We start from the raw sequence: 24752 nt of genomic DNA on the forward strand, positions 1-24752 counted from the left end.
GAGTCCAAGCACTTGATTCTTGACGCCGCCCTCTTTTGATCAGGTGACATCGCGCTCAAGCATGGGCTCTTCCTCAATCCGAAATCTTCCGGGGCGGTACAACGTCTTGAGCTCTGCGCGGCGACGGGAGAAGGAATCGAAATCACTCTTCACATCTTCCAACCTTTTGGTCACGGTGACGAGGTATCCATTGGACTGCTCGTCTACAGAAAATCCCCGTTCGCGCATCTTCTGACGATCTCCTTCATCTGCGAACTCATCTCCGTAGTACATAGCCCACGCGATATTGGTGATATCTGGATTCAAAGCTGCCCCAAACGATCCCGCTTCGAAAGACGACCATGGACTCGGCCGCCCAATTTCCGGAGAAGTGAAAAGATGGAGCATCGCCAAACGAGGGGGAAAGACGCCAATGAGCGCGCGAAAGACTTCAATCCATTCTATCTTCGGACTCCACTGGGCCGTAAGGCTAACCGTCCCAGGCAACACTGCTCCCCGGTTGTTTCGCATCGTATGGCAAACGTAGCCAGTCGACTTCACTGCGTCCTTTCGCCTCCACGCAAAGTCAAGGCTGAAATCAGAGACAGCACCCTCAACTCGCATCTGCGCCACCTCGCTCCACCAGACATCCAAGGCATCAGCGCCTTCAAAATCATCCTTGAATCTATCTGGGTTGTGGGACACCTGCTGCGGATACAGAAGCCCGTCGCCCAAGGAGAGAACGTTTAGCAACGCCCTTCCAACCTCCTGTGGCTTGGTATCGATGCGGCTACGAAGCGCAATTTTGACGTATGTCTTCATTAGGATAGCCATGCTGGTCTACAGCCCCCCATCAGTCTCAACAAGTAGCACCAAGGCATCTTCCGTCAGCACCGGTCGGGCGCCTTGGCTCCAGATGGAGAAGTACGGATCAAAGTTCAGCGAAAGCGGAATCATGGGCATCATTACGTACCAACAGAGATAGTAGTCAGCCGCAATTCCGTAAAGCGCCTCCATAAGACCATCAATTACTGGGCCTACATCCACAAGAGCATAATCAACTTCATCGCCTACAGATGAGAGCATCCATCCGGCTGGGGTGTCCGAACTTATAGGCATCTGGAATGATTTACGATCCTGGACGACAACACGTGAGCCTGCCACTATCCCGTGAAGTTTTGAATTTCCCCGCTCGACACAATACCCGGAAAGCTCCTCCAGCCATGTCTTGGCCGCAGAAGAGTAGACGATTAGCGTCGCTCTTGGGCTGGAAGTAGAGATAGCTATCTAGGCTGGAAGAATCGAGAACATTCTTAGTTCTCTGATACAGCGTTGCCCCGGACGGAATTCCAGCAAAGACAGATAGCAGTTGTTTTTCATTAAGCTTATTCTTAAGCAGCCCAAGGAAGTGCGACTTTTCAAAGTCACGCTTTCCTTCTGAAAAATAGGATCCAGTCTTTTAGCAAATCGTTCATCTAGGGATTGAGGCCCGGTGTTTCGCGCTGCCCTTTTCGCGCCAGCCGCCCCCCCAAGCCCCTTTTCAAGATCGTTAAATTAATCGGTCATGTTGCGCAGCACTATATCTGCCCCAAGCGCGCTCCCGCAATCACGTGCGTCCTATCGGCATCGAGTCGTCAGATTGCGCCATGAACGCAAACGTATCCTCGTACTTCGGCAGCGGCGCAATGGGCAGCCACTCCTTCGGCACGTATGGAGATGACACCTGCACCCGGTGACCGTGAAGCCATGCAATCTTTGCGTAGACAATAGCGAACGTGCATATAAATGGCCCGGTGGTACCGCTTTCCTCTTCCTGCCGACGCTTCATCAGCTTTGGCTCGACCAACTCGTCCAGGGAGGCTTCCATGCGGGCGACGTCCCCTTCCGCTAGCGCCATGTGAAAGCGAGAGTCAGCTTGGTAACTTCCAAGCTTGGCAGGCACATCCCCCAGAAATACCTCGCAGCGCGGGACCAAAGTCTCCCAATCACCACGCAACGCCAGCAGGGTGTTGTAGTGGTAGTACTCATCCATTTTTGGATTGTTACGCCGTTTCCCAGATAGCGGGCCACTTCCGGGCGTAAATGGATAGTCGAAACGCGAGAACCACTCGACGAGGTCCACGTTGTCGGAAAGCAAAGGCGTCAGATACATGGGCGTCCGGCAGTCTTTTGCTGGACGCTCCTGAAACAGGATGCGCCTGATCTTTGCTGCAACGTACGACCACTGCTTCATCCCTTCCAGGTCTTGCCCCTCGAACCACGAGAGCATCGCCTTAGCGATTGCATACATGTGTAGACGCTCTTTGCAGGCGTACGGGTCACCGGTATTTGTCTCGATGAAACGAAGACAGGATTCCGAGTCAAAGAACTGGCCCGGCTGCATCCGATGGCGCAGCAGCTCAATCGCGCCTCTTATGTCACTGAGGTAGTCAGCGCTCTTCACGTTCGTCATCACCGACTTTCATTAACCGATTCCGCCTCTCTAGTTGTCCTGTCTACCGTGGGCGAGTACTTGACTCTCGCGATTGCTCGAAACCACGAGCCTCGCACCAAACCCGAGCTGTTTGGCGCACTGGGAATGAACGTCAGCCGGAACCCAAAATCTGTACTATTCGACGGTTACGGCGCATTCAATCTTCCGGCGCAGGCACGAAGGTCAGAAGCCGAGCCCCATGCCGAGTCACTACTTCACTCATTGCCAGCCACCATGTTCGCGAAATAGTTTTCAACCATCAACCTCAACAAGAAGTACTAACTCATCCTCAGCGAACACTGGTCGAGCACCATTGCGCCAGATGGATAGATAGGGCGCGAAGGTCAGAGGGAGCTCAATCATCACCTCGATGACGTACCAACAGAGATAGTAATCGCCCGCGATCCCATACAGCGTTTCCATCAGCGCATCGATCACAGGATCGACATCTCCAAGGGCGAAGTCCACTTCATCGCCTATGAATGCAAGCATCCATCCCGCTGGCGAATCTGGGTCTTTTGGAAGCTGAAAAGATCGCCGGTCGCGGATGACTACGCGCGCTCCTTCCGCTATGCCTTGAAGTCTTGCATTTCCTCGCTCGCTGCAGAAGGCAGCGAGTTCTTCCAGCCACGCCTTGGCGGCTGACAGTAGAACCACGGCATCATCGGGGCTTTTTGGTTGGAAGTAGAGGTAATCATCCAATTTTGAAGCATCGAGCACCTCCTTCGTCCTACGATGCAGCTCCGTACCCGCTGCGCCGTCACTGAAGATGGAGCGCAGCTGATCTTGATCAAGCTCTTGTTTGAATAGTCCAAGGAAGTGCGATTTGTCAAATTCGCGCAAACCCTTGGAGAACATTAGCCAATCATTGAGTAGGTCGTTCATCCAGGTCTTTTCGGGTAGCGCTGGAAGCAGGTTGGGGTCGATTTTCAGGCGGAACGTCCCAGTTGAGCATGGATTCGAGGAGGTCCACCAACCGCTGCACATCCTCGGCCAACCCGGGCGTCAGTGGCAGCGGTGCAGGATCGATGGGCCCAGTCGGGCACTCGTCGTCCCAATAGGCAAAGCTCCCGTAGTCCGCCGTGACCTTGAGCTTGATCGGGGCCGTGACCCTTAGCCACCTCGCGCGTCATTTCGCCGGATTGCAGGTGTAAGGGCCCTCCGAGCGCAGCTCTTCACCCGTCTGCAGGTCCTTGATGTGCACCACCGCACCAGGGTGGGCCGCACATAGCGCATTGCGCGCCGTGTAGATGCGGCTTCCATCGGCGGTCATGCGCAGGTTGGAAGACAGCTCACGCCCCTCTGCATCGGTGGCCGATACGACGTACGTACCGGAAAGCGTCACGCAGCCGGAGAGACTACAGATGACCAGGGCAATGACAAGAACACTGCGACTGCGACCCGAGCGGATGACTGACATCTGTTGCTCCTTGGTAGAGGCGCATTGGCCTCACGATCAAGTTCATCAGGTGCGTGCTACGGGTATCGAGTCGTCAGATTTCGCCATGAACGCAAACACATCTTCGTACTTCGGTAGCGGCGCGATGGGCAGCCACTCCTTCGGAACGAATGGCGAGTCAACGTTGACCTGGAATCCATGCCGCCAAGCGATTTTTGCGTAGACGATGGCAAACGTGCAGATCAAGTGTTGGCTGTAGCCGCTCTCCTCGCGTTGACGACGCCGCATCAGCTTCGGTTCAACGAGCTCGGCCAGCGCCGACTCCATCCCACCCACATCGCCCTCCGTCAGCGAAAGGTGGAAACGGCTATCTGCCTGATACGCCGCCTGTTTTGCCGGGACGTCGCTGAGGAATTCGCGGCAGCGCTCTGCGAGCGGCTTCCAGTCGCCGCGAAGTGCCAGCCACGTGTTGTAGTGGTAGTACTCATCCATCCGGGGATTGTTGAGGCGAGTAGAAGCAGGGCTGCCACTCTCCAACGAGAATGGATAGGCGAATTTGCCGAACCAATCGATGAGAGATGGCTCGTTGGAGAGCAGTGGCATCAGGTACACCGGAGTGAAGTACACGCCCTTCGGGTCATGTTGGTACGTGATGCGCTTCAACTTGCCCGATACGTACGCCCACTGCTTAAGCCCATTGATATCTCCGCCTTCAAACCATGCCAGCAGGGCTCTCACCATTGCGTATTCGTGCAGCAGCGCCTTACAGATGTAGGGATCACCGGTGCCCTTCTCGATGTGTGCAATGTACGCATCAGCGTCGAGGCCAATGTTGGGATCAAGAAACAGCTTTAGACGCTCGATTCCGGCTTCGAAGCTCGCCATATTGTTGTCATCTTTCATTATTCATTTCCATCGACTAAGCGTGACCATAACCAATTCACCGGAAGTCTTGTTTACGCCAGCTACTGCGATCTTCAATGTTCCGTTCGCCATGGCGGTGCGCACCGCGTTCGATGTGGCCCCCGGGCCCATTCTACTCAAAACGTCCAGAATCCAAGCATCTGACAACTGAACGCCTGCGTTGCTGGATCCAAGTTGAATGGATCCATTGTATATCTGCTTCGAGTCAATGATGACAGTCGTGATGCCCTCCGGATCCTGCAAAACATGGTCGAACCCATTGTTGCTCCCGACCTTTGTGCCAGGAAGCGATACAAGGCCCTCGCGCTTCGCAACAAGCTCCACTAGCTCCTCTGTCAGGACACCGCTTTGATCCCCATGGTCAATGATCTTCTTGACCAGGGCCTGCTCGGCGGCGTCTGTAACAGAGAGGGCGCATCCGTTATCGCAGACTTTTGTCCGGCTCAAGAAACCCTTGTCCGTGGGCACCTGCGCTGGGGACGAGAGAGCTTCTGCAATAGTATTCTGCGCGACGCGACTTTCAGCAGCCTCTTCTGCTGCTTTCGCTGCGGACTTAGCAGCATCGTCACCAAACTTCTTGGTCAGAATCTCCGCGAGATCTTCGGCCTTTGCGGCCGCCGAGGTCCCAGCCGTGAAGCCTGCGCCAATGGAGGCGCCGCCCAGTGCATCGCCTGCCGCCACATCAGCGGCGAATGCGTACGCGTTCTGGCAAGCGCCCGGCGATCTCATACAGATTCCACGAATCGTGGCAATTACTTCCGGTGCCAGAAGCACGCCGCCAACCAGAACACCGGCAGCCGTCCCGATGCCGCCCCGCTGGGTTGTATGCGAGTTGTACTCATCGATGGTCATGTCGCCGTTCAGCATCTGGCGCATCATGTGCATCTGTTCGCAATCGTTCATTCCATCGCAAGGGAAGGAATCTCGATCATTCGTGTAGCGCCTCAGCTGCGAAAGAGCATACTCAACTGCCTTGTCATCCTTCGAATCGCTGGCAACCAACAGCATGGACGACGCGAAGCTCGCGAGCAGCTGCGGATTCTTTGTCATCAGGCCTTTGTAGATATCCTGGTTCTCAAAAGCCGTTTGCGATGCCGCAAACAGGCTCTCACCTGGCCGATTTACCCCCGCGCCGGTTCGGATCGCGCCCTCGATGAGGAACACATAGGCGTCCGCATCCGATTTCACCCCCACCTTGTCGAACAGATCGCTCCATTCCTTGTCCACCGTTCGTGCTGCCTCGGCAAACAGGCGCTTCTCCGCTTCCTGCACTGAGCACCCGCAGATCTCCGCATAGGCAATCGCGTTGTCCTTGATCCACTGCACTTCGTTCGGATGGAGCTGGCGGTTGAACTGCTCTCCAGCCAGTGCAGTCGCTGATCCGGTTTCGCCGCCAACAAGCGCCCCGATCGCGGCGCTGACGAGCTCGCGGACCCATGCCGATTCCGAGTCCGTAAGAGGCCGTCCCAGCTCGGCTGCACCTGCCCCCAAGGCTCCGGAGAGCAGGTCGCCATTTCCGGCGCCCGCGACCACAAGGCCAGTCACTGCATGCAGGATTGACTTGGCCGTTCCACCATCCTTCCAGAGGTCATACTGGCCCTGGTTGGAGGCAATGACTTCGTTTGCCTGCCGCAACAGCTCGCTCGCGGCGGCACGGTCCGCTTCCGTAGCGCCTTCGCTTTTCAGCACGCGCTCTGCAGCTGCTGCACTCACCTGGGCGTCGCGATACTTGCTCGTCATTTCTTCTGCAAGATCGCCCGCCGCGCGGAACGCCACTTCCTTCGCGATTTGCGCCGCGATCAGGTCGCGCTGCACTTTCTCCGCATCAAACTTGTTCGCAAGACCTTCCTGCTGCAGATCCGTGGCAGTGCGATCCAAGCCTGTCAGAGCAGAGGTATCGCCATTTCGCACCACGACCGTACCGGCAGAAATGTCGCTGCGGGTCACACTGCTAGCCGAGTCACCCGTTGGAACACCCAGGCTCGGACCGGGAATCGGACCACTCCAACGCGTTTCGTTCGGTGCGCCCGCATTCGCGCCTCCATTGCTCTGATCACCAATCGACCCACTGAATCCGACCGAGCCGCCAAAGCTCCCGCCTCTGTAGTTGGCTTGGTTGGAAAGATCCGTCACCCCCAGACTCTCGGTAGAAAGTAGGTTCTTCGACGGGTCAGCGGTGCTGGCAATGACCGCGCCATCCAGCTGCGTGTGGTTGCCCACATTGATCTGGTAGCCGCCCGCACCCGCCGCGATACCGGTCTGCTGGGTGGTGCTGTTGTAGTTGTTGTGGATGTCGGTCTGGCCGTAGCTCACGCTGCCGCTGCTGGCGCCGAAGCACAGCGGCGGAATGCACAGCGAGACGCCGAAGCCGCCGTTCTGATCCTTCTGGTCGTAGTACTGGCGGTCCTGGCTGCTGGTCAGGGTCAGGTCGCGGCCGATGTCGGCCAGCACGCTGTCGCCCATGGCCTGGGCACCCTGCAGGGTGGTGTCACGGCCGCTGGTCAGTGACAGCTGGTTGCCCGCCTCCACCTGGGTTGCCTGGTGGGTGGTGCCGTTGCCCTGCATCTGGCCCTGCGCGGCAGACGCAGCCAGTTCGATGGTGAAGCCATTCTGCGAGCCACCCAGGCCGAAGCCCACGCCAACGCTGCCGCTGCCGCTCTTGCTGGTGCCATCCTGCTGGTTGCTGCTCTGGCTGGACAGGAAGTTGATGTCGCGGGCGGCATCGAAGCTGGCGTTGTTGCCGGCGCTGATCTGCGCGCCGCGCAGGGTGATGTCGCCGTTCGCTGCGTAGCCATCCGCACCAGTAGTGCCGTCGCCGGTGGCAACGACGGTGACGTTGCGCCCGGCCGATACCGTGCTGCCCTGTTCGATGGACTGGTGCAGGGTGCTGCTGCTGGAGGCGCTGCTGCTGCCCACGCTGGCGGTGACCTTCACCGCTGCGCCGGTGCCCTGCATGGCGTCCTTGGCGGCGTAGCCGGCCTGCGCCGCATAGAGCGCCGCCAGGCGGTCGTCGCCGGCTTGAGAGGCGCGCTGCGCCGACTCGGCCGCCTGCGCGGCCTGCACGCCATACCCGGACAGGGCAATGGTGCCGCCGGCCTGGTTCACGCGGTGGCGCTCGGCCTGGGTGAGGGTATCGGTAGCAGCGTCAAGGATGACATTGCGGCCGACCAGGGTGACGTCATTGCCTGCGGCGATATCCGCACCGCGCGCGACCAGGTCTTCCTTGGCGACCAGGCTGATGTCGCCCTTGTTGCTGGTCAGGCTGGTGCGGACGCTGTTCTGGTCAGTCTGCCGACCGTTGACGTCATGGTATTCATTGCGCACGCCGGTACTGCCGGTGTAACCGTCGCCACCGAGATCACCAATCTGCTTGCTGCGCTGGGTTTCCTGCCAGGTCCGGGTGATCTCACCCGGCAGCAGTTCGATGCCGCCCTTCTGGGCCAGCACGTTGAGTGCGTTCTCGGCGGCAACCTGCGCGCCCTGCAGGGTGATGTCGCCTTCGCGGCTGACGAGGTTGATCTTGTCGGCGTTGATGGAGCTGCCGGTCTGGCCGATCACTTGCTGGGTGCTGCTGCCGTCGCTGTTGCCGCTGTTGTACGGCGACATGCGCACGCCGCTGCTGTTCGGCCCGCCCTGGATGTGGCGGAACATGTCGCCCAGCGAGATGGAGCTGGCACCGTACTGCTTGGTGCTGGACGAGCCGCTCTGCTCGTTGTTCTGGGTGTCGATGCTGGTGAGCAGCATCACGTGGCGCTGGGCATCGAGGGTGGCGGTGCCGCCGGCGGCGATGGAGCTGCCGGCCACGGTGATGTCGCCTTCGGTGGCACGGATGCTGACGTTGCCAGCGGCATTGAGGCTGCTGCCGCGCTGGGTGGTAGTGTCCACCGCAACGCTGCCCTGGCTCTTGCTGCTGCCATAGCCGACGTTGATGCCGGGCAGGGTCAGCGAGGCCGCGCCCAGTTCCTTGATGTAGCCACCGGCCTTGTCCGCGGTGCTGCCGGAGCCATTGCTGACCTGCTGAAGGTTGCGGATGGTGTCGATGGGTGTGCCGGTGAGCGCGGCGGACACGCCACTGCTGCGGCTGCTCTGGCTTGCCCGGTAGTGCTCGGTTTCCTCGGCTGGATTGATGGTGACGTTCTTGCCCTGGATGGCGATGTTGCCGCCCAAGCCCAGCACGTCGTCGGCCGCACGGCCGGCCAGCACGTCGCTGCCACTGAGGGTGACGTCGCCACCCGCGATCATGCTGACATTGCCTTCCAGGCTGCCAATCATGCTGCCGGAACGCGTGGTCTGCTCCAGCGAGGTGGACGTGCTGCCCTTCTGGCTGCCGGCGGTGATGCCGATGCCACCGAAGCCGCTGGCACCGCCGCCGCCGAACAGGCCCGACTTGTTCCTGCTCTGGTCGAACGACTCGCTGTGCTGCTCGGTGGCCGCTTCCACGGTGATATCGCGGTTGGCCGCCAGGAGCACGTCGCCGGTGGCGCCGATCTGCACGCCGGTGGCGCTGATGTCGCGGCCTGCCGCGATCTGCACGCCGTCGCCGCTGAGCGTGGTGCCTACCGCGTAGGTGTCCGACGACGTTTCGCGGGTGGTGGTGGTGGTGCTGGAGAAGGTCTTCTTCTTCTTTTTCCAGGTGTCCTGCTCGAACGTGTGCTCCTCATCGGCGGTGGCCAGTACCACGTCGCGTCCCGCGGACACGGCAACGGTACCGCCATCGCTGTACACGCCGGCCGAGGTGAGCGTGGCGTCCTGGCCTGCAACCAGCGCGATGTCGCCGCCGGCCTTGATCGTGCTGCCGTGGACGGTCTGGTCCAGCGTCTGCGTCTGCTGGGAATAGCGCTTGCGACGGATGTCGGTCGAGCTGGTGTCGGTGGTGGTGACCTCGCCCACGTTGAGGTCTCGCCCGGCCACCACGGCCAGCGCGTTGCCGGCGGTCAGGTTGGCCGCGTTGAGGTTGACGTCTTGGCCGGCCTGCAGCGCCATGCTGCCGCCCGCTTCCAGGCCGCTGGTCTGAAGGGTCTGGCGTGTGCTCTCGGTGTTCTTGTAGCGGCTGGTCTGCTCGGTGCTGAGCACGTTGAGGTTGATGTCGTTGCCAGCTACCGCGCTCAGACCGTTGCCGGCCTTCACTTGCACCGCGGTAAGGGTGAGGTTGTTGCCGGCCTGCAGGCCCAGGCTGCCACCCACATCCAGCGTGGTGCGGTTGAACAGCTCGCCGTTGGCGCCGCTCTGCTGAGTGGTGAGGTTGAGATCGCGCCCGGCCTGCAGTGCGGCATTGCCCTTGGCGCTGGTCTGAGCGCCCACCAGCGACAGGTCACGGCCGGCGACCAGCTCCAGGCCACCCGTGGATTCGATGCGTGCCACGCCGAGGCTGGCCACGCTCTGCAGGTCGCGGCCGGCGACCAGGCTGATGCTGCCGCCCTGGATCAGGCCATCCTTGTTGATGATGTCTTCAACCGCAGACACCCGTAGGCTGCCGCCGGAGGTCATCGCGCCACGGTCGTTCAGCAGGCTGCCGGCGTCGACTGACAGCCGATAATCCGCCGTGACCATGCCCTGGTTGTTCACGTTGTTGGCGCGGATGTCCACGCTCTCGCCGGCAATCGCCGCGCCGCCCAGCTGCAGGCGGTCGGCGGTGGCCTGGCTCAGGTACACCACCGGCACCAGCACCTGCTGGCCGCCGACGTTCTGGGCCACCATCCAGACGATGTCTTCGTCCAGCGCGGCCATCTGCTCGGCCGACAGTGCGATACCGACGGTGAGCTGCAGGCGGCCGGCTTCGGACACGCCGCCATCCATCATGGCGCGGTACTGGTCCATGCCGTTGTCGAGGTCGGCATCGAGGTACTTGCGGCCGGTCAGGCCGGTGATCTGTTCCAGCACCAGGCGCTGTTCGTAGAAGTCGTCGCCAAGGCGCTTCAGGCGCTGGTCCGGGTTGAGGTTGAGCTTGGCGAACATGTAGTCCGAGCCCAGCCACTGGCCGTAATTGGCGAAGCGCGGATCGGTTTCCACCAGCCAACGCTGGTTGCCCGGGTTCACGGTGTACAGGCCACTGTCCGGCGCCAGCAGGCCCGGCAGCGGATTCTGCGCGGTGCCCACTACCTGCGGCGGCTTGACCACGCCGCTGGTGCCCGGTGCCGGTGCGCCGACGTTCGGGCCCTGGCCGTTGCCGCCGACCGTGCCGATGGCCGGGCCGGTGGCAATGCCGGTCACCGGGTCCGGTGCGCCGGCGTTGCCGGTGGCCGCGCCGGCCTGGCTGCCGTTGCCGAGGGTGGGCACATACGCGCCCACGCCGTTCCAGCCGCCGATGTCGGCCGCTGCGCCGCCGTTACCGGTGTTGACCACGGTATTGTTGACGTCGCGCGCCTCGATGGTGACGTTGCGCCCTGCGGTGATGCTGGCGTTGCCGCCAGGCAGTGCCACTTCCTTGGTGATGGTGCTGGTGCCCAGCTCCACCACCGCCCAGGTTGGCTCTTCCTGGCAGGTCACGCCTGTCGTACGGTCCGGGCACGTCTGGTATTCGATTTCCGCGGTGGACACGCGGCGAATGGTCTTGGTGGCGGTCAGGCCAACGTTGTTCACTACGCCGGCCCAATCGGCCGGGTTGTCGCTGTTGGAGGACCCCCGGCCATTGATGGACAGGTTGGTGCCCGCCGCGATCGCAGAGTAGATGTTGTCGACGCTGCCGCCGCTGATCAGCATGTCGCGACCGGACAGGAGCTGGCTGGCAGCACTTGCCGCAATGATCCGCGTGCCTTCCAGCACGGTGTCAGTGTGGGTGGTGCCGTGCGGGCGCCAGATAAAGCAGCGCGATCCCCTGACTTCGCAGTACTGCGTCCGCAACTCGTTGGGAACCCCCTCTTCCCAGAACTCGCCAGCGTCCGGATCGCCGGCCTGGTCGGCCGCCGTATAGGTCTTGCGCTCGTACTGCATCACGCGCCGTTCGTTGCGCACGCCCAGCGCCAGCAGCACCAGGTCGCGCTCGGCCTGGATGCGGCCCGAGCGGTTCACGATCGCCTGCGCATTGCCGCCCCAGCGGCCGCCGATGCGGATGTCGCCGATGCTGTACAGCTCGCCGTCGAGGTTGTTGAAGACGTCGGCGTTGATGGCCAACGTACCGGTGGTGGCAAGCAGGCCTTCGTTGTAGTCGCGCACGGGCACGGTGCTGCCCAGTTCGCGACCGTTGGTGACAGTGCCGGCGCTCAGCGTGACCTGGTCACCCATCACCGTGCCGGTGTTGGTGAACCAGCTGCTGGTGGCCTGCACACGGTCCCCGTCGATGCGGCCGGCATTGTTGATGCCCTGGCTGGCGGTCAGCGACGCGCTTGCGGTACCGGCACTGTTGCCGGCGCTGATGGTGCCCGCCGCAGTGTTGTCGATCTGCGCGGCATTGAGCTCCAGGGTGCCGCTGGTCTCGATGCGGCCCTGGTTGGTCAGCGTGCCCGCAACGTTCAGCGCCAGGCGCCCGTTGCTCTGCAGCTGCTGTGCGTTCTGGTGCAGGTAGTCCCCGGCCAGGTGCAGTTCCAGGTCGGCGCCGCCGAACAGGCGGCCATTGTTGCCCTGGAAGGTCTGCAGCTGTGCCCACAACTGCTGGTAGGCACTGATTTCGCCATTGCCGTTGTTCAGCGCCCCAAGGTATAGCGTGCTGCTGCGGGTAATCAGGCGGCCTCCGGTGTTGTCCAGACTGGCAGCGCGCAGGGTGAACAGATTGCCTGCGGAAAGCTCGCCTGCGCCATTGAGGACGGTGGCCGATGCGTTGTCCAAGGTCAGGTCGGCGCCGGCGTGGACGCGCCCGCTGCGGTTGTCCAGCTGGGTGGTCTGCAGGGTGGCGCTCTGGCCCGCGACCAGCTTGCCGCGCTGGTTGTTGACGGTGGCGGCGCTGAGCGCGATGTTGCCTTGGGTGCTGCCGAGCACACCATCGCTGTTGTCGAGCGCACCGCCGGTGGTGACGGTCAGCGTGTTGCTGCCATCCACCACCAGGCGACCGATGCGGTTGTCCACCGCACCCGCCGTGATGCCGGCCGCTGCGTAGGCTTCGATGCTGCCGCTCTGGTTGTCGAGCACGCCCTCGGCGTCCAGCTGCAGTTGACCGCCGGCATACAGCAGACCGCCGCCATTGCGCAGGTCGCCGTTGATGTCCAGCGTCAGGTTCTGCTTGGCATACAGGTTGCCGCCCTGGTTGCCCAGGCTGGCCGTGATGACGCTTGCATTGCCCTCGGCACCGATCAGGCCGGTGCGGTTGTCCACGCTGGCCGCCTGGATCTGCAGGGTGCCTGCCTGACGCTGGGCCAGCGTGCCGGCCACGTTCTGGAGGGCTTCGGTGGCGCGCAGCTGCAGGTTGCCGACGGCATCGATGCGGCCGCCGCTGTTGTCGATCTGGCGCGCGCGGATGTCGGCGCCGCGGCCGGCACTGATCTGGCTGCCGGTGGTATTGGTCAAGTCGCCGGAGACATCGACCAACACGGCGCCGTTGCCGACAATCAGGCCGCCGTTGGTGTTGCCCAGCGCGCCAGCGCGCACGGTCGCGGTGCCGGTGCCGGCGTGCTCGATGCGCCCGCCGTTGTTGAGGAGGGTCGCCACCTCCAAGGTCAGGTCAGTTGCGTTGGCGGCAATGCGGCCACCGTCATTGCGCAGCGCACCGGTGAAGGCGAGCGTCAATGCGTCGTTGCCGGTCTGGATCAGCTCGCCGGCGCGGTTGTCCAGCGCTGCGGCCAGGATGCCAAGGCGCGCTGCCTGCAACGAGCCGCGCTGGTTGATCAGTTCGCCGGTGGTTTCCAACTGCAGCGTGCCTGTAGCGACCAGGGTGCCGTTGCTGTTGTCCAGCGTGCCGCCGGTGGCGCGTGCCACCAGCTCGCCGCCCGACCACACCAGGCCATTGCGCAGGTCCAAGCCACTGCCTTGCAGCGCCACGCGCTGGCCGGCGTGCACTTTGCCGGATTGCAACAGCAGGGTGTTCGCGGTCAGGCTGACCTGGCCGGTGCTGCCCAAGACGCCATTTGCCGCAAGGCCGCCCACGATCTGGCCGCTGTTGTCGACGGTGTCGCCACTGACGGTGACGTTGCCGCTGGCCAGCAGTCGGCCACGGTTCTCAACCGCAGCGGACTGCAGGGTGACAGCGGCGGCCTGCATGCTGCCGGTGTTGCGCAGGACGGTGCCCGCATCCGCGCTGATCCCACCGGTAGCGTATACATCGCCGTCGCTGGTAAGTGCTTGGCCGGCATGCAGGGTGATGTCCGCGCTGCTGTCCAGGTTGCCCGCCAACTGCAGGTCACGCTGGGCGCGCAGGGTCACGCCGGTGGCAGCGTAGGCTTTGCCACTCTGGCGCAACGTGCCGCCCGCCTCGGCGTTGAGCTGTCCGGCGGCGATGGTCTTGCCGGTCAGGGCCAGATCACCGGTGGTGGTCAGGCGCACGTCGGACTGCTCGCTGCCGAGATCGCCGCTGCTGTCCAGCGAGGCAGCCTGCACGTCCAGCGTCTGCACGGACACCAGGCTGCCTTGGTTGGTCAGCACGTCGTTGGCCACCAAGTCGGCACGTCCTGCACTGTAGACGGCGCCGCTGTTGTCGATGCGCGCGGCACGCAGTTCCAGCGCGCGCCGTGCGTAAAGGTTGCCAGCGTTGCTGGCGGCCTGCAGCACGTCGATGTCGAGCAGGTCCGCGCTGGAAATGTCGCCGTTGGCGAGATTTTCCAGCGCCTGCGCACGCAGCGTGACCGCTGCGTCGCTGGCAATGATGCCGGCATTGCGCAGCGTGCCGCTGCTGTCCAGGCGCAGGTAACGGGTGCTGTAGACGGTACCGGTGTTGTCCAGGGTGCCCGCGCTGAGCGTCATGCGCTCGGTGGCGTGCAGACGCCCGGCGTTATCCAGCTGGCCGGTGGTGGTGGCCGTCAGCTGGCGACCCAGCGCCAGGCCATCCCGAGTCTGGGTGAGGGTGCGCGCATCGAGTTGGAGCTGCTGCGCTGCTTCCAGCCGCTGCCGGTTGGCGATGGTGTCCGCACGGATGCGCAGGTCGCCGTCGCTGATGATCTCGCCAGCGTTGTCCAGCTGCGCGGCACGCAGGTTGATCGTCTGGCCGGCGCGCAGGCGCGCGGCGGCCGCGTTGTCGATGCGGCGCGAGGCGTCGATGTCCAGCGTGCCGGAGGCCAGCACGAGGCCGCGGTTGTCGAGTGCACCCACGGTCAGGCGGGTGTCACTGGCGGCCGTGGTGCCGGTGTTGGTCAGGCGGTCTGCCCGGGCGGTCAATGCGCGCTCTGCGATGAGCTGGCCGGCGTTGGCGAGCTCACCGGTAACATCCAGGGTGACGTCGGTGCCGGCGGAAAGCTCGGCCGATGCGGCCTGCTGCAGCTCCCCGGCGGTGACGGTCAAGGTCTGCGCGGCGCCGATCAGCCCGCTGTTGTCGATCCGACCACTGACCGCCAGCGTGGCGTCCCGTTGGCCGTAGAGCTGTCCCCGGTTGGCCAGGCTGCCGGCCTCGATGCGAGTGCCGGTGCTGCCAATCACCACGCCGGCGTTGTCGATGTGGCCATTCGCCTGCAACTGCAGCGCGCCCTGCGCCGCCAGTCGCGCGCCCTGCTGCTGCACGATGCTGGCGGCACGCGCCTGCAACTGGTTTGCGGCAATCACCTGCCCGGCATTTTGCAGCTGCTGACCCGCGCGCAGGTCGATGTCGCCGCGACTTTCGGCCTGCCCGGCCAGTCGCAGGTTGCCATCGGCAGCCAGTTGCAGGCGCCCGGCAAGGAGGTTGCCCGAGGCGTCCAGGGTCTGCGATGCGCGGGCATCGAGCACGCCTGCCGCGTATGCGGTCCCCGCAAGCTGTACGTCGCGACCGCTCAGCCGCATGTCCGCACCGGCCTGCGTCGCGCCCGTGGCGGCGAGGGTGCCAGCGCTGTCGACGATGATGTTGCCTGCCGCCGCCGTGCGACCGGTCAGCTGCACGTCACCCGCGCTGGTGAGGACGAAGTCGCCGCCCGTGGCGACCAGTGCGCCCGCACTGCGCACGCCGACGCCGGCCTCGGTTCCCACCAGGCGGATCTTGCCGGCATACATGCCGCCCAGCGCGGCGACGTCCAGGCCGAAGCCCTGTGCCGCACCGTCGCCCTGGATCGCGCGCGTGGCAAGGCTGTCGTAGTCGATGTGGTTGGCACCCACCACCACGTTGGCGTCCTTGGCCCACAGGCCGGCGTTGATTTCCACGGCGCGCGCAAGCAGGTCGATACGCTGCAGGTTGTCTGCATCCAGCCCCGCGCCTTCGATGCGGATGCTGCCGCGGCCAACCTGGAACGCCGACAGGCTCCCGTCGCCGCCGAACAGCGGCGTGCCGGTGGTAAGCACGCCACGGGTGGTGTTGATGAAGCCGCAGCCGTCGCAGGTGATGCCGTTCGGATTGGCGATGATCACCTGCGCGGCCGCGCCGGCCACTTCCACGTGGCCCTGCAGCAACGAACGATTGCTGGAAGTGACTTCGTTGAGGATCAGCCGCGCCGCTTGCCCAGGCTGCAGGTTGGCGTTGCCCTGGATATAGCCGGCCAGCTGGGTCTGTGTGGTGGTCGCGCTGTTGTTGAGTACCTGTCCCTGCCGCCCCACGTTGTACTGCTCGTACTGGTTGTGCGAGACACCGGCGGCGTTCGGCGCGGCGATCTGGACCACCGGGACGCCGTTGGCCGCCTGCTCCTGCCGTGCCTGGCTGCCGGCCTGCGGCTGCACCTGTGCGAACGAGCTGAAGGGCCCGCCGAAAACGACGGTCACTACGGCGGCCAGCAGGCCGATCCGCCAGCGGGAGCTGGAGATGGGACGGGCAACAGTGCGACGGACGTCAACGAGGCGGGTCTTCATGACAGGTCATCCATGTGTAAGGCGAGGTACTTCGTTTTCAGAACTGTGTTGCGAGCCGGAACCCGACTACCCGCGCATCGCTCTGCGCGCGGATCGCACGTGGCGCTTCCAGCGGAAAACCAACAAAGACATCCCAGTCCAGGCTGAGCGCCTGGCCTCGAACGCCTACGTGGGCACCGACCATGTCGCCACCGGCGATTCCCTGCACCGCATTGCTGGCGATATGGCCCACATCCACGCCGACGTAAGGCGAGAAGCGGCGGTGCAGGCTGAAGTTGAGACTGTTGCGCCAGTAGCCACCGGTCGCCCCACCCATCATCACTTCGCCGTCGAAGCCGTTGACGGTGTAGCGGCCACCAATGCTGATGAATTCGGCGCCGTACAGCGGGTCGGAGGTCCACTGATAGCGCAGCGCGCTGTTCCAATAGATTGGGCGGGGGCCCTGCAGCACCGGAGCGCCGACACCGATATCCAGCGTGGTGATGCGGTAACGGAAGGTGGGGGCTTCGTCATCGCGTCCTGGGCCATCGTCATCGCCGCCCAGCCACGGCAGGCCACGTCGGTGGGCCAGGCGCAGATCTGCCTGCAGGCTGCCCACGTACTGACGATGCAGCAGGGCCAGTTCCGCCGAGGTGGTCCTGCGGCGCTGGCCTCGCAGTTCAACGCCTTCGACGAAGCTACGCGAGTGGCGCTGGGCAAGGCGCAGCTCCATGGCGGTGCGATAACTCTGGCCGCGCGTGAGCAGGCGTTCCACCGTCAGATCCAGGCTGCGCGAACGGCCGGTGCTGCTGAAGTCGTCGTTGTTGCCGCGAATGATCTGCGCATAACGCGAGCCGTACGTGCTGGTCGAGAAACGCCAGTTGCCCAGCGGCGCGCTCCAGGATGCGTTGTAACCATGCGTGCCCTTGCCGTGCTCGGCGCTCCCATCGCTGTTGATGCCCATGCTCAACAGGTCGTTGATGCCCAGCAGGTTGTCGGCCCATACGGTGGTGCCGGCCTGTTGCTTGCCGGTACCTTCACTACCACCATCGTCCAGCGACAATGCACTGCGCCAGCGCCGCGCGGCCTTCAGAGTAATCACCACGTCCGACTCGCCAGGCTGCGCGCCGGGCACCAGTTCCATCTCCACATCCTGCGATGGCACCCGCTTGAGCTGCTCAAGGCCCTGCTCCAGCGCGCGGAGGTTGAGCACATCGCCAGCGCGCGCCGGGAAGGCACTTTTCCACATGGCATCGCGAGGAGGGCCATCGGCGAAACGGATCTGACGGATGGTGCCCGCTACCAGTTGCAGGCGCAGGATGCCTGCGCCCAGATTCTGCTCGGGCAGGCCGATGCGGGTGGTGACATAGCCCTTGGCCAGGATCAGGTCCGATGCTCTGCGCACCATCTGCGCGATGCCCTCCTGGCCAATGCAGCGTCCCTGGTACTTGTCCAGGTAGCGTTGAGCAAAGGCAAACCGGTCGCGATGCGCTCCATCGAGCACGATGGCATCGATGCGGAAGCAGGGCGATTCGTCGGGCAGGTCCGTGGAATGGTAGTTGGCGGCAGCTGGTGCGGCAGGGCCTAAAACTTCAGGAATCGCTTGCCGTTCAGCGCGCTCACGCGCTTCGCGCTCGGCACGGTCGCGCAGTTCCTGCTGATCGGCCAGCGTTGGCTGACCCGCCTGCGCCAACGTCGCAACGGGAGCCGTCAGACCCAGGATCAAAACGAAAAACAACGCACTCAGGCGCCGTGGCGATGACACTGCAATTGCATCCATTCAATCAGACCATCCAACCGAAGCCCCGTTCATGGGCACCTTCGCGGGTGTACTGCACGACATCCGTGTCCTTTCCGCCGCCTTTTCCGCGGCCTACAGGTCAAGCGTGCAACGCACCTCGTTCAACTGCCATGTCAACGGGACTGTGATGTTTCAGCAGTCTGCGCACGCGGTGCCATCGATGGACCGCCGTTTCAGTGCTGCCCCCTGTACCAGGCTGCCATCGCCATTCAAGCCATTGGACGTCGGCAAGCATGAAGGTGTAGCCCCATGCCTGAGCGTTGCCTGTCAATGTGCGAGAACTGCGAAGTCAACCTGCAACCCGCTCTTGCCTTGCCTGTGTTGCCTTCCATTGCCTGCGTGCAGCTCCATGTACCTCGGCATCGCCTCCGGAACACATATCCGCTCCCAACACCGTGCTGAAGTACCAGGTTGGAGGCGACGGGGAACGCTTCGCGTTCGTCTGCCAATGCGCGCAACTTACCAAAAGTTAATGAAATGTAAAGCGCAGGTTCGTTCAGCGGAGCGGCCCACAAAAAAAGAGATCAGCGTCACAATCCGGACGGTATTTACAACGTCACTACTGCAATTCGGCTCAGTTCACCGCGGCGGCGCAGCCAACTCGCGTGCACTCAAATACCCGTCGCCATTGGCATCCTGCTTGTGGAACCGCTGGATCAGCGTCTGCCGCTGCTGCTCCCGCGTGATCGGCGGGCCCTTGCCACCGGGAAGCTCATCGGCGCTGAGCACGCCATCGCCGTTGCGGTCCATGCGATCAAAGGCGTACAGCAGCCACTGCACGTATTCCTCCACGCTGACCCGGCCGTCGCCGTCGGTGTCCATGCGCTGCAGGTAGCTGCCGGTATCGGTGACCTGCGCCTTCGCCGTCGCATCGAGCAGACCAACGGCCAGCGCCAGACACGCGAAACGCCGCACAAGGCGGCGTTTCGCGGAGACGTTCCCGGTTGGGAAGCGCATTGATCAGTGCGCCGTCAGTGCGTAGCCCTTCAGGCGCGCGGCGTAGTTCTGCAGCGCGGCGATGCCACTGGCTTCCGCTTCATGGCACCACGCCTGCAGCAGCTTCAAGCGCTCGGCGGCGTCATTGCCGCGCGCTTCCAGCAGGGCCGCCAGACGGGCGCGGTGTTCCACCAGCACGCGGATCCGCGGGCGCTGCTCGACCCACGTGCTGAGCTGGGCGCGGCAATCCGGCTTGAGCCAGCGGCCGTCGTTGACCAGGCCACGGCGCATGCGGCGCGGCAGCAGCTTGCGCAGTTTGGCGCCCGCCATCGCGGCCTCTTCGCGCAGGGCCGGCACGAACACGTTGCGCTGGTAATCGGTCATCGCCTGGAAGCGATGCGACAGCAGGGCCTTGAGGGTTTCCGCATCCGGCACGGCGATGTTCGGCCGCACGTCCATGCTCGGTGCCACGCGCAGCACCTTGGCCAGACGCACTGCCTGCAGGCCGCGGATCACCGCCCAGCCGATATCGAACTCCCAGCGGCGCATCGAGAAGCGCGCCGAGCTCGGGAAGGCATGGTGGTTGTTGTGCAGCTCTTCACCGCCCACCCAGAACGCCCACGGCGTCAGATTGGTGGAGGTGTCGGCCGATTCGAAGTTGCGGTAGCCCCACCAGTGGCCCAGGCCATTGATGACGCCGGCCGCCCAGAACGGGATCCACGCCATCTGGATGGCCCACAGCGCCACGCCGGGCAGGCCGAACAGCACGCTGTTGATGACCAGCAGCGCGACCGGGCCGAGATTGGCGTGCGGGGTGTACAGGTGGCGCTCGATCCAGTCATCCGGAGCGCCGCGGCCGTACTGCTCGATATCCGCGCGCATCGCGCGGGCCTCGCGGTACAGCTCCACGCCGCGCCAGAACACCATGCCGATGCCCTTGGTCACCGGACTGTGCGGGTCTTCATCGGTTTCCACCTTGGCGTGGTGCTTTCGATGGATCGCCACCCACTCCTTGGTGATCATGGAGGTGGTGAGCCAGGTCCAGAACCGGAAGAAGTGCGCGATCACCGGGTGGAAATCCACCCCGCGGTGCGCCTGGCTGCGGTGCAGATACAGGGTCACGGCGAAGATGGTCAGCTGGGTGAACACCAGCAGCACCAGGCCCATGCCCCACCAGCCGAGGCCGACGACACCGCCGGTCAGGAAGTTGAGGAGCGTATCGAACATCGCAGGACTCCGGGCCGCAGTCGGCCGTCAAGGAAACAGGGATACCTCCAGACATGATGGGGCCAGACGTTGCAAACTTCATCCCTTCGATGCCATTTTTGCGCAGTCATTCAGTTCTCCCCTTACCTTCGTGAGCATGCCCCCGCATTCATGACAGTCGCAGCCTCGCCGGTGGTGCCGGCCTCCTCCGTCCCCCTGATCGAGCTCGACCGCGCCTGTGTCATCCGCGGCCAGGTCCGGGTCCTGCACGATCTCAGCCTGCGCATCGAACAGGGCCAGCACACCGCCCTGCTCGGCCCCAATGGTTGCGGCAAGTCGTCCTTCATCAAGCTGATCACCCGCGAGCTGTACCCGCTGGCGCACGGTGACGGCACGGTGGCGGTGCGCGTACTCGGCCAGAACCGCTGGCAGGTGGACCGGCTGCGCTCGCAGCTGGGCATCGTCACCGGGGACCTGAGCAGCAACCTCTCGGACATGCCCGGGCTGACCGTGGAAGAAGCGGTGCTGACCGGCTTCTTCGCCAGCTTCGTGGTGCCGGCCTTCCGCGAGGTGAGCCCGGAGATGCGCGAGCGAGCGCGTGAAACCCTGGCGATGACCGGTGCCCTGCCCCTGCTGCAGCGCGGCTATGCCGAACTCTCGGCCGGCGAAACCCGGCGCGTGCTGATCGCCCGGGCGCTGGTGAACCGTCCACAGGCACTGCTGCTGGATGAACCCTCCACCGGGCTGGACCTCATCGCCCGCGAGCAGCTCATCGCCACCATGCGCGAGCTCGCCCGCCAAGGCATCACCCTGGTGCTGGTGACCCACCACATCGAGGAAATCATCCCCGAGATCGAGCGGGTGGTGATGCTGCGCGGCGGCAAGATCCTTGCCGATGGTCCGCGCGCGGAGCTGCTGCGCGATGCGCCGTTGTCCGAGCTGTTCGGCGGCCCGATCCGGGTGGTGGATCAGGCCGGCCGGTTGAGTGCGTTCGCGGGTTAGGTCACGCAGCCTAGAACCTCACCGCCACCGCGCGTGATTCGATCGGGGCCATCCGGCTCTGGTCCTGCAACTGCAGGTCGCGCACTTCGAACGGGGCGGCATAGCCACGCGGAAGTGCCACGCTGGCGAACGGCAGCCGCAGCTCCCCCGCCCCCGCCGTCGCGAACCACGCCGCACTGTGTGCCTGCGCCACTGGCCGCAGCGTCCCGTCGGGGCCGGTGGCATACAGCGTGCCGCGCGCCTCGTAGCGGCCGGGCGCACCAATCTGCAACGGCAGGCGCACCTCGCGGCGGCTGGCATCCGCCTCGACCTGGCCCTGGAAGCGCGCCGTCGGTTGCGCCACGGCGAACGCCACCTTGGCATCGCGCTGCACCCCGTCGGCACTGACGAAGGCCTGCAGTTCCCACAACCCCTGCGCGGTGCCGATGTCCTGCGGCACGGTCACCTGTGCACGCAGACCGTCTTTGCCGGCGACCAGCGGTACCGGCCAGCTGCGGCCATCGGGCGCCACCAGCAGGGCCTCGCCCACGGCCGGCAGCGGCCGCGCGCTGGCACGGCCAAGCTGCGCCGCAGCCGCGCCACCGTCGTTGACCAGACGGGCGCTCAGCGTGAGCGTGCCACCGGCCAGCACCCGTTCGCCGCTCGCCTGCAGCTGCAGGGCGATCGGGCTGTTGGGTTCGAGCACCTGCACCACATAGCGGCCCTGGGCCTGCGTGCTCTGCAGGCGGTAGTCGCCCACTGCCGACGTGATGCCCGTGCGGAGCATGGCCGTGCCCGTGCCGACCGACATCCCGGCCGCGTGCAGTTGCTGGTCATCGACCACCTTGGCCACCGCCAGTACGCCGGCCGGGTCACGTACCTGCCATTGGGTAGTATCCAGCGCACGCGCGCCGTGCACCGGACTGAGCTGGATCACCGCGTCGGGCGCGGTCAGCGGCAACACCAGGCCCTGCTGCAGCGCCGGTGCGTCCACCATCTCCCAGTAGCTGCGGCTGCTGGCCATGAAGGTCGGTGCGGCGGCCAGTGCCTGGGCGGGATCCAGCGCCCAGGCAAAGCTCAACGGCGCCTGTTCCACCGGCCCGGCCGGCAAGGGCGCACGCTCCACCGCGCGTGGCACCTGGTCGCTGGCGCGGGCGGCCAGCAGCGGTTGTGCCGCCTGCAGTGGCAAGGCTGCCAAGGCGGCGAGCAGGGCCACCGCGATCGTCGTCTGTCGCATCATCGTGGGGCTCCTCACAGGGTCAGGTCGTTGCGCAGGATCGTGCCCAGGCCGAAGCACTCGCGCCGGCTCTGGTTGTGGCTGAGCGGCTCGGCGCCTTTGGTGCGCTGCGTGTCGGTGAACCAAGTGGTGCCGGCCGCCATCTGGCTGCTGCACTCCAGGAAGCCATCGGAGCAGCTGTTCAACCAGTTCTGGGTGAACTCCAGGCCCACGTTCTGCGCATAGCCACCGCAGTAACTGTTGCTGTCCCACACCGCCGATTCCACATCCGAGCCAACCACCGCGCGGAACGGCCTGGGCAATGCAGGCCGGCCGGCCGTGCCATACAGGTTCTGCGCGTTGTAGGTGGCCATGTGGCCCACCTGCTGCTGGCGCACGGCATCGCTCTTGTAGCCCAGCAGCCAGCCCACCGAGGTTTCGAACAGGTTGCCATTGAGCACCGCATCGGCCAGCGGCGTACCGGCCGAGGACGGCGCAAGGGCGGTGACCTTGCTGACCGTCTGGATGATCTTCGGATAACGGCTGTCATAGGTGGGGTTGGACAGGATCCAGCGCACCACGTTGCCACCGTTGGAATGGGTGATCACCACCAGTTTGGTGATGCCACGGGTGTTGATGAAGCTGGTCAGCTGTCCCGCCAGGCAGCCGGCCGCCTCCGGCTTCCACATGTACTGCTCGAAATCGCAGTTGATGACGGTGTAGTTGCTGCTGTTGGGCAGTCCGAGGCGCACCGTATCGATGATGCCCGGCTGCCAGTAGTCCGCGCGCGCATCGGTCTGTTTGCCGGTGCCGTGCACGAACGCCACCCCCACTACATCGGCCGCGTGCACCGTGCCGCACGCCAGCATCAGAGCCAGGGCGAGACCGCCCCCCCACCTTCCCGCGTTGCTTCGCATCCGCTGTCTCCTTGCAGGTGATCCCCCTGATGACCGGCGCTGCCGCGTTGCCATGGGGTGCATGTATCCATGGATATATGACGAACGATGGCGCCTTCGATGACGCTATGTCGTGCGACCCATGAAATCCGTGAACCAGTCGCGGGTTTCCGTCATCCGGGGCGTCGACATGCCGGATCTGGCCGGATCACCAACCGCCGCTGTCGTCGCCATGGGAAGCTGCGATCATGCAGCTCCCCCCTCTTCGAGACCTGCCGATGTCCTCGTCCCTGCGCTCCGCTGCCGCTCGCCCGATGCTGGTGACTGCCCTGCTCGCCGCCCTCGCCGGCTGCGCGTCCACGGCCGAACCGGGCACCACGCCGGTGGAAGCCTCGGTCACGACCAAGGCGGTGGGCTACCTGCAGGGCAGCGCAGTGCCGGACAGCCTGGCCCTGGTACCGGCACCGCCGGCGGCCGGTTCGGCCGGCTTCGCACTGGACGAACAGGTCAGCCGTGAAGCCCGTGCCCTGCGCGGCAGCCCGCGCTTTGACCAGGCCCACCGCGACGCCGAACTTGCCTTCCCGGCCGGTGCGAACCAGTTCTCCTGCGCGATCGATGTCGACGTGGATGCGGTGAAGACGCCGGCCCTGTACCGCCTGCTGGAACGCAGCCGGATCGATGCCAGCGCTGCCACCCGCACGGCGAAGAAGCACTATCAGCGCGCGCGGCCGTTCATGGTCAATGGTGAGCCCACTTGTTCGCCGGAAGACGAGCAGGACCTGCGCGGCAACGGCTCCTATCCGTCCGGCCACACCTCGATCGGTTGGGCCTGGGCGCTGATCCTCTCGGAGATCGCCCCGGACCGCGCCGATGCGATCCAGGCACGCGGCCGCAACTACGGCGAGAGCCGCCTGGTCTGCAACGTGCATTGGCAGAGCGACATCCTGGAAGGCCGTTTCATGGGCGCCGCTGCTGTGGCACGCCTGCATGACAACGCCGCGTTCAACAGTGACCTGCTGGCGGCGCGCAAGGAGATCGCGGCGGCGCGAAAGGCAGGGCTGCATTCGGCGCGGGATTGTGCGGCTGAAGAAGCGGTATTGAAGGTGCGGCCGGCAAGCACGTTGTAAGGCGGCGCC

The 24752-nt window shown here is 64.3% G+C and carries 13 protein-coding genes; 2 read left to right on the plus strand and 11 right to left on the minus strand.

Going from position 1 to position 24752, the window contains the following annotated elements:
* Positions 1-39 precede the first annotated feature (39 nt).
* The 9 genes from ACWV8V_RS11225 to ACWV8V_RS11265 all read right to left on the minus strand — a co-directional run bounded on the left by ACWV8V_RS11225 (position 40) and on the right by ACWV8V_RS11265 (position 20544).
* Complete coding sequence (locus ACWV8V_RS11225; protein WP_455899763.1) at positions 40-801, minus strand: hypothetical protein; 762 nt, start codon at positions 799-801, stop codon at positions 40-42.
* 784 nt (positions 802-1585) lie between these two features.
* The gene (locus ACWV8V_RS11230) at positions 1586-2431 is read right to left on the minus strand and encodes a hypothetical protein (RefSeq protein ID WP_455899764.1); all 846 of its coding nucleotides are present in this window, start codon (positions 2429-2431) and stop codon (positions 1586-1588) included.
* 273 nt (positions 2432-2704) lie between these two features.
* On the minus strand, positions 2705-3337 hold the full coding sequence (locus ACWV8V_RS11235) for a hypothetical protein (protein ID WP_455899765.1): 633 nt from the start codon (positions 3335-3337) through the stop codon (positions 2705-2707).
* A gap of 244 nt (positions 3338-3581) precedes the next feature.
* Positions 3582-3872, minus strand: a complete 291-nt coding sequence (locus ACWV8V_RS11240) for a hypothetical protein (RefSeq protein WP_293979390.1) — start codon at positions 3870-3872, stop codon at positions 3582-3584.
* A gap of 45 nt (positions 3873-3917) precedes the next feature.
* Complete coding sequence (locus ACWV8V_RS11245) at positions 3918-4754, minus strand: Imm49 family immunity protein (RefSeq protein ID WP_293979392.1); 837 nt, start codon at positions 4752-4754, stop codon at positions 3918-3920.
* Positions 4755-4757: 3 nt separating this feature from the next.
* On the minus strand, positions 4758-16601 hold the full coding sequence (locus ACWV8V_RS11250) for a hemagglutinin repeat-containing protein (protein ID WP_455899766.1): 11844 nt from the start codon (positions 16599-16601) through the stop codon (positions 4758-4760).
* Positions 16602-16638: 37 nt separating this feature from the next.
* Positions 16639-18360, minus strand: coding sequence for a ShlB/FhaC/HecB family hemolysin secretion/activation protein (locus tag ACWV8V_RS11255; protein ID WP_455899767.1), 1722 nt, complete (start codon positions 18358-18360; stop codon positions 16639-16641).
* Between the two features lie 600 nt (positions 18361-18960).
* A complete protein-coding gene (locus ACWV8V_RS11260) occupies positions 18961-19338 on the minus strand; it encodes an EF-hand domain-containing protein (RefSeq protein ID WP_346471644.1) in 378 nt (125 codons plus the stop codon).
* 3 nt (positions 19339-19341) lie between these two features.
* Complete coding sequence (locus tag ACWV8V_RS11265) at positions 19342-20544, minus strand: DesA family fatty acid desaturase (protein WP_123730986.1); 1203 nt, start codon at positions 20542-20544, stop codon at positions 19342-19344.
* Positions 20545-20694: 150 nt separating this feature from the next.
* On the opposite strand from ACWV8V_RS11265, the gene ACWV8V_RS11270 reads away from it, so the two are divergent.
* Complete coding sequence (locus ACWV8V_RS11270) at positions 20695-21525, plus strand: ABC transporter ATP-binding protein (protein ID WP_259260687.1); 831 nt, start codon at positions 20695-20697, stop codon at positions 21523-21525.
* 10 nt (positions 21526-21535) lie between these two features.
* Here ACWV8V_RS11270 and ACWV8V_RS11275 read toward each other — a convergent pair whose 3' ends face one another.
* The gene (locus tag ACWV8V_RS11275) at positions 21536-22744 is read right to left on the minus strand and encodes a DUF4785 family protein (RefSeq protein ID WP_259260688.1); all 1209 of its coding nucleotides are present in this window, start codon (positions 22742-22744) and stop codon (positions 21536-21538) included.
* Between the two features lie 11 nt (positions 22745-22755).
* Complete coding sequence (locus ACWV8V_RS11280; protein ID WP_455899768.1) at positions 22756-23637, minus strand: hypothetical protein; 882 nt, start codon at positions 23635-23637, stop codon at positions 22756-22758.
* A gap of 257 nt (positions 23638-23894) precedes the next feature.
* Here ACWV8V_RS11280 and ACWV8V_RS11285 point away from each other — a divergent pair, with 257 nt between their 5' ends.
* Positions 23895-24743: an acid phosphatase gene (locus ACWV8V_RS11285; protein WP_259260790.1), complete on the plus strand. Its 849-nt coding sequence runs from the start codon at positions 23895-23897 to the stop codon at positions 24741-24743.
* Positions 24744-24752: the final 9 nt, after the last annotated feature.

The organism is Stenotrophomonas sp. Ker107b (assembly GCF_053847245.1).